Below are 10,092 nucleotides of genomic sequence, written 5' to 3'. Positions count from 1 at the left end.
ATAGAAGTAATTCTTGCGGTCGAATTTGGTGGTATTACGAATCGTGCAACCGAGGGCGAGTCCTAATCGAATAGCGAACTCGACGGCGCGTCGATTCGGTACCGGCAAAGCGCCGGGCAACGCTAAACAGACCGGGCACGCCAGTGAATTCGGCACACTGCCGTATTGCGTCGAGCAACCGCAAAACATTTTTGTTTCGGTCTGTAACTGAACGTGAACTTCTAAGCCGATTACAGTTTCCCAAGTCATGCCAAGTATCTCAGAGTTAGTTTATCGCAGCAGTAGAATGTGACTGCCTCACAAGTGTCGGGCGGCTGCCAACCACCCCTACTTTCAAAAAAGAATTACGAACGGGCATGGATGTGTTCAAGCGCCGAGGCAACACGAAACATCCGGGCTTCAGCAAATGGTTTCGCCATTACCTGCATTCCAATCGGGAGACGATTTTCATCGACTCCGAAGGGAACCGAAATCGCCGGTACCCCGATCAGATTCGCCGGCGCGGTATAGATGTCGCTCAAGTACATTGCAACCGGATCATCCATCCGTTCACCCATCTTAAAGGCGGTCGTCGGCGAAGTGGGCAATACTAAAGCATCGTATTTTTCCATAACGCTCAAATACTCGTTCGCCATTTTCCGCCGCACCAACATCGCTTTCCGATAATAGGCGTCGATAAATCCAGACGAGAGTACGAACGTTCCTAAGAGTATCCGGCGCTTCACTTCCCTGCCGAACCCTTGTCCGCGGGTCTGTTTGTAGGTATCGCGAAGACCGTCTGTTTCGACGCGGGCACCATAACGTCCGCCATCGTATCGGGCAAGATTGGAAGAAGCTTCAGCAGTACAAATGATGTAGTACGTCGCAATCGCTTCCGCGAACAAGGGAAACTCGACTTCGTCGACTTCCGCCCCTTCTTCCGCCATTCGATGTATTGTATAGTCAAACGCATTGGCAACATCGGATTGAGGTTTTAACTCAGGCGATGTTTTGAGAACAGCAATCTTTAGACCCTGCAATCCGTCGTCAAGTTCAGTTCCGACCGCCGGAACCGGTTCGCGGGCGCTCGTGGCATCGTGTTCGTCAGCGCCTGCCATCGCGTACAACGCAGCCTCAGTATCGGATACGTTATTGGCGAATACACCGATTTGATCGAGGGACGAGGCAAACGCGATTAATCCGTAACGCGAGACTCTACCGTAAGTAGGTTTTACGCCAACAACACCGCAAAACGCCGCCGGTTGCCGAACCGAACCACCGGTCTCGCTTCCCAGCGAGATGTCGACCGCATTTACTGCCGCGAGAACCGCCGAACCGCTGGATGAACCGCCGGGTACCCGCGATGGATCGAACGGGTGTCCGGTTGCGCCATAGGCGGAATTTTCTCCGGAGGAACCCATTGCAAACTCATCCATGTTCGTTTTCGCAACGACGATGGCTCCAGCATTTTCCAACCGTTCCACCGCAGTAGCCGTGTAAGGCGAAATATACGATTTCAGAATTTTCGAGCCGGCAGTACACTCATCGCCAGTCGTGACTATATTATCTTTCACAGCAACAGTAACACCTGCCAACGGAAAATCGCGTTTACCGCCGCGAATCGCCTGATTGAGCCGCTCCGCAGCCGCCATCGCTTTATCGCGGAGGAGAAAACGGGTTGCGTTCAAGTACTCGTATTGTTCGATAAGCGCGAGAGCGTCGGATACGCGTTCGCGGGGATCGATTCGGCCGTTGTTTACATCATCCGCGATGCGATGGATCGTTTCTTTCACCGGTCGTTCCGTTTCGTTTTACTTCTTGCCAAGAGTCGCGCACCGGCTGGATCACCGATTGTGTGACTGCCGACTTTACTTCGTTAACCGCCGCTTTCAGATGCTTAAATCCTTTGATCGAATCACTGTACTCATCCGTCCGAAAAAGAAAAAGGATGACGAAAAAAATAACCAGCAATTCGATTTGTCCCAACATTTATTTGCTCCAAGCATGGAGCAAAGCTAGTCCTTCATCTCCACCGGTTATCGCATTCGCCCGCCGTTCGGGATGGGGCATCAGTCCCATGACATTGCCGTCGCGGTTGACGATTCCGGCGATATTGCGGAGCGAACCATTGGGATTCGATTTGTTTGTTGTAATACCACGCGGCGAAGAATACCGCAAAGCAATTTGTCCATTCGCTTCCAACCGCTCGAGCGTTTTTTCGTCGGCGACGTAACGCCCTTCGCCATGCGCAATTGGCAGGGGATAAACCGAGCCGGATTTGATCGATTGGACGAAGGGGGAATTGCATTGCTCGACGCGGCAATGCACCACTTCGCAGCGAAACCGCAGATGTTCATTACGGGCAAGCGCGCCGGGGAGTAAACCGGATTCGGTAAGAATTTGGAAACCGTTGCAGATGCCTAATACAAAGCCGCCCGCTTTCGCATGTTCGACGATACCGGTCATAACTTTCGAGAATCGGGCAATCGTTCCAGCGCGTAAGGTGTCGCCATAGGACCAACCACCGGGAAGGATCACCAAATCGAGACCGGAGGGTAACGGATTGTCGTACCAAACTTCTGTGACTTCGTATTGTCCGGGTACCGAAAAGGCGCGAATGGTTTCCTGCTCGCAATTCGTTCCGGGGAATACGACTACACCAACCCGTTTCACGATGGCACCTCGCGGATTTCGTAGCGCTCCATCACCGGATTGGCTAACAGCTGCTTACACATCTCTTGAATCCGCTCGAGGGGAGTGTAGGGTTCGACGGTTAACAAAAATGTTCGACCCAATCGTACACTATTTAACTCGGAAAACTGTAACCGTTTCAGTGCATTTTCAATCGTGGTCGCTTGGGGGTCAAGCAACCCGTCTTTCAAGAATATCCGCACTTCATAAACCATTTTGAACTCCTAATGCGCTACGGCTTTGGGATGAACAAATAGACCGAAGACCGCCCTCAATATGCCATAGCTTAAATAGAGCAAGATCAAGGGAAACGCTGTTTTCACCGGGGCAACAGCCATAGCTACGACGCAAAAAATTACGAAAAGAAACTGCGCCTGTCCTTTGGGACTCTGCTTGAATGTCAGTTGCGGCAACGCATGGTATTTCACTTTGGAGACCATGAGAAATGCCAGCATCGGTAATAAAAACACCAATGCTTTCGGCGCATAATCGATTCCGTACACTGAATGAGTGAAAACAATAAAGGTAGCAATCGTTGCCGCCGATGCCGGGATTGGCAGTCCAACAAAGTAGTTTTTGTGCTCGGTTTTTCCCCTCGACATGACATTGAATCTTGCCAACCGGATTGCACCACCCAATGACGGTAAAAAGGCGAGAAACACGCCTACCGCAATCGGGAGATCAAACGGTAACGGTACTGCAGAAAACGCATACACATAGACCAACATCGACGGGGCTAATCCAAAACTTACGATATCGCAAAGCGAATCGAGTTCGGCGCCAAATTCGCTGGCGCTATTAACCCATCGGGCGACCTTACCATCGACTGCGTCGAACACCCCGGCAATCACAATCAGCCAAGCTGCTTGTGTGTAAAGCCCGTGAAAAGATGAAACAATCGAGAAGAAACCAAAGAAAAGGTTCCCTAAGGTAAAGAATGATGGGATTGCACTTCGAAGTTTACTCATTTTTATCATCGAATGTGAAACGGATTTTACCAAACAGCACTATGTTCCTGCTAAGGCAACAACATCCGAATTGTTCATTGAGTTTGCAATTCGTACTGGTGATTGCAAAGTTAAAAGACGTTCTCAGACGACAGATCAAGGTTTTTGTTGCTCAGACAGGAGGTCTGAGCTACAGACTCACCAATGAGCGATGACGGTTGAACCGCCATGAACGCTATCGTCTTTTTTCACTACCACTTTCGCTGTCGCCGGGAGTATGATATCCATCCGGGAACCGAAGCGAATCATACCATAGCGTTCGCCTTTGGTCACCGAGTCACCAACTGATAGATGGCATACAATCCGCCGGGCAATTGCCCCGGTAACCTGCACACAACGCAGTTTCCCTTTAGGCGATTCGAGATCAACCCGCAACCGATTATTCTCCTCAGTTGCCCGATGATCGTAAGCTACCCGGAATTTTCCGGGAAACCGTTTGACATCGCGCACCACGCCGGAGATACAATTCCGGTTGACATGAACATTGAATACCGACAGGAAAATTGAGAGTCGCTGCGCCGGTCCACCGATGAATTCATCGTGTTCGACTGGCACCAATTCGAGTACTTTCCCATCACCGGGCGAGACGATTGTGTCCTCGCCGACGGGAATTTTTCGCTCGGGATCCCGAAAGAACCAGAGCGAAAACAACGTAAACAAAACCATTGGCACAGCGAAATACCACCACCCGCCGCACTTGCAAAATGCGAGCCAGAGTGATAGCGCCGTAACAACGAGAACCGGAATCAGTACCGGCAAGCCGTCCTTTGTAACAGGCATGGCTTATCCTTCGTTTTTAATCCGTTTGAGGATTTCGCGATACCCTTTATCGATTTCGCCTAAATCGAGCCGGAAGCGATCCTTGTCGAGCTTAACTTTGGTGTTCTTTTCCCAGACCCGCATCGTATCGGGAGATATTTCATCAGCGAGGTAGACTTCTTCGTCGTATTTGCCGAACTCTAATTTCATATCAACAAGCATCAAATTGCGGCGCTCGAAATGAGAACGGAGCAACGCATTGATTTTGGTCGCCATCCGGTTAATTGCGCGGATTTGGTCGATAGTCGCAAAGCCAAACGACAGGGCATGAGACTCATTCATCATCGGGTCGCCCAGCGCATCGCTCTTATAATAGTATTCCAAAACAACGCTCGATAACTCGTTCCCTTCAGCGATGTTGTATCGCTTGCACATTGAACCGGCAGCGATGTTCCGAACGACAACTTCCATCGGGAACATTTCCAACTTCCGGACAACCATTTCTGTTTCCGATACACTCTCGATAAAATGTGTAGGGATGTGGTGGCTATCGAGATAGTTGAACAATAAGGTACTCATCTCGCAATTGATCGCTCCCTTACCGTGGAAGGAACCAGTCTTTTGACCGTTCTGTGCGGTCAATGAGTCTTTGAATTGCTGCACAACCTTGTTCTCATGATCGGTTGCCCAAAGTTTTTTTGCCTTGCCTTCGTAGAGCAAATTTCGCTTTTCCAATTGTGTCTCCTCCTGTTTCCAATATTATCAGACGCCGGCGCGTTTCAAGATCGTACGCCAGTATTTGCCGGGTCGAAGATTTGAAATCTCCGCTATTGCTTCGGGTGGTAATCCCCACCAGTTGTGCTCGGCGGCGATTTTCAACAACGATTTCTTCTTTTCGCGGGCAGTGAACGCCGCGGATTGTACTACTTCGTAACTCTCATTGCGGGTCTTGCCCGCCGCCACCAACGCCGATAGAATCCGCTGCGACAAATGTAAATCAAGAGCGCTGCGGACGATAGTTTTCATCCGTTTCCGGTCGACGACAATGCCGGATAGAATTTTTTGTGCAATCGACAACAAGTAATCCATCAGTAAGAAGGCGTCGGGAAAGATAATGCGCTCGGTGGAGCTATGCGAGATGTCGCGTTCCATCCAAAGAGCGATATTCTCGAAGCCGGTCAACGCATAACCGCGCAACACCCGAGCGCCACCGCAAATGCGTTCGCATAGAATCGGATTCTTTTTATGGGGCATCGCGCTAGAGCCGCGTTGTCCACGACCAAACGGTTCGGATAACTCACCCAGCTCGGTGCGTTGGCCGTGGCGGATTTCGAGGGCGATCCGTTCGAGTGCGCCGCCTAACAAGGCAAGGGTCGATAACAATTCGGCATGGCGGTCACGCGGTACGATTTGGGTGGAATGGGTTGCAACAGCAAGATTCAGTTCTTTCATTACGTGGGCTTCCACATCCGGCGGCAGTAGGGTGTAGGTTCCAACTGCACCGGACAGCTTTCCAACCGCTACCGCTGCTTTTGCGCGAAGCAACCGCTCGCGATTACGGGATAGCTCGTCAACCCAGCCAGCGACTTTGATCCCAAAGGTGGTAGGTTCCGCATGCATGCCGTGGGTACGTCCCATCATCTCGGTGTCATGATGCTCTTTCGCCAATGCTCGGGTCGTTTCGAGTAACGTATCGAGTCGAGCGAGCAGTAAATCGCAAGCGTCGCGTAACGCCAAACCGAGCGCGGTATCGACGACGTCGCTGCTCGTCATGCCGTAATGGATGTGCCGTCCCGGTTCGCCGCATGTTTCGGCGACTTGCGTCACGAATGCAATCACATCGTGATTGGTCGTCGCTTCGATTTCATCGATGCGGGAGACATTGATGTGGCATTTTGAGCGTAATTCGCTGGTCGTTCCGGCAGGCACTTCCTGCGGGAAGTTTTTTTCACGTGCCGAAACGGCGGCAAGTTCGACTTCCAACCAGCGTTGGAATTTCGCTTCCTCGCTCCAGAGCCTAGCCATATCCGGTAATGAATAGCGAGCGATCATCGTTTGAACGCCTCCAATTTCATTTTGACTGAGCGCTCTTTCCGGTCACGAAGCACTTTCAAATTCACAGTATCGCCGACTTTCAGATCAAGGCGATCAAGCGCCCGACGCAAGGATGGGACGTCGATAATCTCATATTCGTCCAAACCGATAATAACATCGCCCGGCAGGATGCCTGCTCGCGCTGAGGGGGAATTTTTCTCGACATCGCTAACGACAATACCCTTCGGTTGCGAAAGTCCAAGACTTCGCATCAGCAAAATGTCGATGTTTTGGACACTCATCCCGGTGTAGAAGTCGCGATTTAGTGTCTTCCCTTTTTTAATCGCTTCGACGACTTCGCGCAACCGGTAGGCGGGAACGGCAAACCCGACGCCGGCGCTGGGTCCGACTCCCTGCATGTTTTGTACCGGAGTGTAGATCATCGTATTCATTCCGATGACATCACCTAGCACATTTAATAATGGGCCGCCGCTGTTGCCGGAGTTGATGGCGGCATCGGTCTGGATCATGTCGCGATAGACTCGCCCTTCGCGATTCCGGTCGAAATCCTGGCCAATCGTACTCACCACGCCGACTGTAACAGTGGGTTTAACATTGTTGTTAAACAATCCGAAGGGGTTTCCCATCGCAATTGCCCACTCTCCAACCAGTGGTTCGCGGGTATCGCAGAATTTTACAAAGGGGAAATCGCTGCCATCGATTTTTAAGAGGGCAATGTCGGAAACACGATCGGAACCGATAAGCTTTGCTTTCTCTTGTTTTCCGCCGGGCAGTGTTATCAGAATTTCTGTCGCATTTTCAACGACGTGATCACAGGTGAGAATGTATCCATCCGCCGAAATGATGAAACCGCTTCCGATGGATTCAACACGCTGCCGGATCACTTCGGGAGGAAAGAATTCCGAAAAGAAAGGATCATTAAAGAAGGGCGTTCGGCGCACCAATTGTTCGCGGACTTGGACTACGTTAACACCGACTACGGCTGGGGAAGCAACGCTTACGGCACGAGTTATTCCGGTCTGCCGGGAGAGACGTACCGAGTCACCGACAATAGCGACTTTTTCCGGTGTCGCCTCCAAATTCTGCGCCGATTCGGTCGCAACCATTTCCCCCGCTTGGTTCCACGCCCGAGCAACGGGACCGGTGGTGTGCCGTTGCGTGTACCACCAACCAACGGTAAGAATACCGCCCAGTATGAGTCCAATTAGAAACGTTCGCAACATTTTCCATCCCGAAAATTCAACGATTACAAAGGGCTACTCTTTTACTTGGCGGCGGATGTACGCTACCGGAAAAGGTATCAGGCGTTGCGTTTCCGCCAATCGGCAAGGAACTTTTCCAAGCCGCTATCGGTCAATGGGTGTTGAACCAGTTGTTGAAATACTTTCCACGGCATCGTGGCGATATTCGCTCCGATTAATGCCGCCTGCTGGACATGTATCGGATGGCGTACCGAGGCGACCAGCACTTCGGTGGCAAAGTCGTAATTGCGGTAGATGGTAACGATTTCTTCGATCAGTTTCATGCCGTCTTGCGATATATCATCCAATCGTCCAACGAAAGGAGACACCATGGTAGCACCGGCTTTCGCGGCAAGCAGCGCTTGTCCACTGGAGAAACAAAGTGTGACGTTCGTAGGAATTCCTTCTGACGACAAGATTTTTACCGCTTTCAGACCTTCGGGAATGAGAGGTATTTTAATGACGATGTTGTCGGCAATCTTCACCAAGTGATGCGCTTCTTTCAGCATCTCAGCGCATTCAGTAGAGACGACTTCAGCGGATACCGGGCCGGGTACAACTGCGCAAATCTCTTTGAGTAATTCTTCAAACGAAACGATTTTTTCTTTGGCGACGAGGGATGGATTGGTTGTAACGCCGTCAAGAATGCCCCAACTGGCGGCTTCGCGGATTTCGGTTACAGATGCGGTATCAAGAAAGAACTTCATTACGAATCACTCCCTTTACTGTTACAAATACAAAATTCGTGCCGACGATGACCAATGACAAATACGCATGGTACGTTTCAGCGGGCGGATTTTTTTTATGCCACCCTTGTCAGTAGTCTCTTTCTCGTTTGTCAGGCAGGATTGCCTAACCTCCCAGGTTAAGGCAGGCGGACACGAGGGTCCTCAACTACCCAACGTTCAACTTACATATGTTTCGACAGACAAGAGTGTCTGTCGTACGGTTTCGTTACCAATCGGTAGCGGTGAACCAAGCCGGGTCGGGTTCTTCGGGTCCGCCATCCACATCGGGAAACGTAACGCCGGCAAATATCAAACCGTGCGCTGGGACTACTTCGTTCCAATCGGTATGATTACTTCCGCTAAGCAACTCGGCAATGAATTCCGGTGCAAACTTCTTGCGTCCTACCGCGAGTAATGTTGCAACAATCCGGCGTACCATCTTCCAACCGAAATGATCAGCGTACAGATGAAGGCGGAATCGGGTATCGTCCCCATGCCATTCTGCTTTATGAACCGTACAGACCGGATTTCCGTTCCAACCCGCCACAATGAACGAAGAAAAATCGTGGGTTCCTAACAGCAATTTGGTCGCGATTTCCATCACTTCCCGGTCAATCGGAAATTCCCAAAAATACTCGGATTCACACCGTAACGGATGAAAGCTCGTTGTTACCCGATAAACGTAGTATCTGCCAATAGCCGAATAACGGGCATGAAATCCCGGTTCGGCGCGCTTCATTTCGGACACCCTGACATCGCCGGGCAAATTCGCATTGATTGCTGCTTGTAATCTTTCCGGCAGCCACTTTTTGGTAACGTCGAGGTGGGCGATTTGCCCAGTGGCATGAACACCGGAATCGGTTCTGCCGGCAGCATACGTATTGCCTTCCGATTCGCCAATCGCTTTCAAGGCGTGAAGTATCTGCCCCTGCACCGTACGATGAGACGGTTGATATTGCCAACCGGCAAACGCCTTGCCGTGGTATGCAATCCGATAGCGAAAGCGATTCACAACCAGCGATCCCAAATTCCAATCATAACGGAAAAGAACCATACGGACACTATTACCATGCGATCCGTCCCAGTGTTTTTAGCGAGGCGGTGCGGAACCGTGTTATCCCGCCAACCGCGGCAGTAGAGTGCAACAGTCATCGCATCGGCTCGACGCATCGCCGCAATGAGCAGCATCGAAAACAATCGGTTGACAGTATCGATACGAGTTGACAACTTTCCATCCCAGCGTACATTTCTCGCGTTCATCGCCAATTTTATACGCACCGCTTCTTGACGAATCCAGCCACTGGAGGCTAATGCAATCGTGATTGCCATCGGTATGTGGCGAATCGATTTCCAATGCCGGGCAAGGGGATGCAGCATCCGTTCCAGTAATTGTGCAAGATCCGGCGGCGAAAGTTTCGCCATAAACCAAACGCCAATTGCTACTAATCCCAACAACCGAGCAGCAACTGTAACACCGTTTTTCCAACCATCGATTTGCCAATGCAGATAGGGCGTCCATGCTATGGAGAAAGCAACTATGGATAATACCGCCATTATCCCAATCATCCACCAAGCGGGACCGCCACCTCGTTTCCAACCAGCACGCCATGCAATAAGCCAACAAAGGAAAGC

13 protein-coding genes are annotated in these 10,092 nt (G+C 51.0%); all 13 read right to left on the bottom strand.

The genetic code is table 11. From position 1 onward, the window contains the following. Window positions 1-249 (bottom strand): Asp-tRNA(Asn)/Glu-tRNA(Gln) amidotransferase GatCAB subunit B (locus tag OEM52_11160; protein ID MDK9700692.1); only part of this gene is annotated, 249 nt, incomplete at its 3' end. Window positions 250-344: 95 nt separating this feature from the next. Beyond that, complete coding sequence (gene gatA, locus OEM52_11155; protein ID MDK9700691.1) at window positions 345-1,772, bottom strand: Asp-tRNA(Asn)/Glu-tRNA(Gln) amidotransferase subunit GatA; 1,428 nt, start codon at window positions 1,770-1,772, stop codon at window positions 345-347. Then, a complete protein-coding gene (locus tag OEM52_11150) occupies window positions 1,741-1,968 on the bottom strand; it encodes a hypothetical protein (GenBank protein ID MDK9700690.1) in 228 nt (75 codons plus the stop codon). Before OEM52_11150 ends, gatA begins: the two co-directional genes overlap by 32 nt. Further along, window positions 1,969-2,655, bottom strand: a complete 687-nt coding sequence (gene purQ, locus OEM52_11145; GenBank protein ID MDK9700689.1) for a phosphoribosylformylglycinamidine synthase subunit PurQ — start codon at window positions 2,653-2,655, stop codon at window positions 1,969-1,971. Continuing rightward, a complete protein-coding gene (gene purS / locus OEM52_11140) occupies window positions 2,649-2,885 on the bottom strand; it encodes a phosphoribosylformylglycinamidine synthase subunit PurS (protein ID MDK9700688.1) in 237 nt (78 codons plus the stop codon). Before purS ends, purQ begins: the two co-directional genes overlap by 7 nt. A gap of 9 nt (window positions 2,886-2,894) precedes the next feature. Then, window positions 2,895-3,638 carry a CDP-diacylglycerol--serine O-phosphatidyltransferase gene (pssA, locus tag OEM52_11135; protein ID MDK9700687.1) on the bottom strand — a complete coding sequence of 248 codons (744 nt, stop codon included), beginning with the start codon at window positions 3,636-3,638 and terminating at the stop codon, window positions 2,895-2,897. Between the two features lie 177 nt (window positions 3,639-3,815). Beyond that, the gene (locus OEM52_11130; GenBank protein MDK9700686.1) at window positions 3,816-4,457 is read right to left on the bottom strand and encodes a phosphatidylserine decarboxylase family protein; all 642 of its coding nucleotides are present in this window, start codon (window positions 4,455-4,457) and stop codon (window positions 3,816-3,818) included. 3 nt (window positions 4,458-4,460) lie between these two features. After that, window positions 4,461-5,171: a phosphoribosylaminoimidazolesuccinocarboxamide synthase gene (locus tag OEM52_11125; GenBank protein ID MDK9700685.1), complete on the bottom strand. Its 711-nt coding sequence runs from the start codon at window positions 5,169-5,171 to the stop codon at window positions 4,461-4,463. Window positions 5,172-5,198: 27 nt separating this feature from the next. Further along, window positions 5,199-6,488 (bottom strand): adenylosuccinate lyase, encoded by a 1,290-nt coding sequence (gene purB / locus OEM52_11120; GenBank protein MDK9700684.1) that lies wholly within the window; start codon window positions 6,486-6,488, stop codon window positions 5,199-5,201. Further along, the gene (locus OEM52_11115) at window positions 6,485-7,714 is read right to left on the bottom strand and encodes a trypsin-like peptidase domain-containing protein (protein MDK9700683.1); all 1,230 of its coding nucleotides are present in this window, start codon (window positions 7,712-7,714) and stop codon (window positions 6,485-6,487) included. Before OEM52_11115 ends, purB begins: the two co-directional genes overlap by 4 nt. 77 nt (window positions 7,715-7,791) lie before the next feature. Beyond that, the gene (fsa, locus tag OEM52_11110; protein MDK9700682.1) at window positions 7,792-8,439 is read right to left on the bottom strand and encodes a fructose-6-phosphate aldolase; all 648 of its coding nucleotides are present in this window, start codon (window positions 8,437-8,439) and stop codon (window positions 7,792-7,794) included. Between the two features lie 247 nt (window positions 8,440-8,686). Then, a complete protein-coding gene (gene truA / locus OEM52_11105) occupies window positions 8,687-9,472 on the bottom strand; it encodes a tRNA pseudouridine(38-40) synthase TruA (GenBank protein ID MDK9700681.1) in 786 nt (261 codons plus the stop codon). Beyond that, window positions 9,469-10,092, bottom strand: a 624-nt coding sequence (locus OEM52_11100; protein MDK9700680.1) for an energy-coupling factor transporter transmembrane protein EcfT, incomplete at its 5' end; no start/stop codon positions are given. The genes OEM52_11100 and truA, both read right to left, overlap by 4 nt.

This window comes from bacterium, assembly GCA_030247525.1.
Taxonomy (GTDB): Bacteria; Electryoneota; JAOADG01; order JAOADG01; family JAOADG01; genus JAOTSC01.
This window is presented reverse-complemented; position numbering and strand designations above follow the sequence as displayed.

Excerpts from the sequence above, each read along its gene's own strand:
- OEM52_11150 (MDK9700690.1), bottom strand. The coding sequence starts at position 1,968 with ATGTTGGGACAAATCGAATTGCTGGTTATTTTTTTCGTCATCCTTTTT.
- purS (MDK9700688.1), bottom strand. The coding sequence starts at position 2,885 with ATGGTTTATGAAGTGCGGATATTCTTGAAAGACGGGTTGCTTGACCCC.
- pssA (MDK9700687.1), bottom strand. The coding sequence starts at position 3,638 with ATGAGTAAACTTCGAAGTGCAATCCCATCATTCTTTACCTTAGGGAAC.
- OEM52_11130 (MDK9700686.1), bottom strand. The coding sequence starts at position 4,457 with ATGCCTGTTACAAAGGACGGCTTGCCGGTACTGATTCCGGTTCTCGTT.
- purB (MDK9700684.1), bottom strand. The coding sequence starts at position 6,488 with ATGATCGCTCGCTATTCATTACCGGATATGGCTAGGCTCTGGAGCGAG.
- OEM52_11115 (MDK9700683.1), bottom strand. The coding sequence starts at position 7,714 with ATGTTGCGAACGTTTCTAATTGGACTCATACTGGGCGGTATTCTTACC.
- fsa (MDK9700682.1), bottom strand. The coding sequence starts at position 8,439 with ATGAAGTTCTTTCTTGATACCGCATCTGTAACCGAAATCCGCGAAGCC.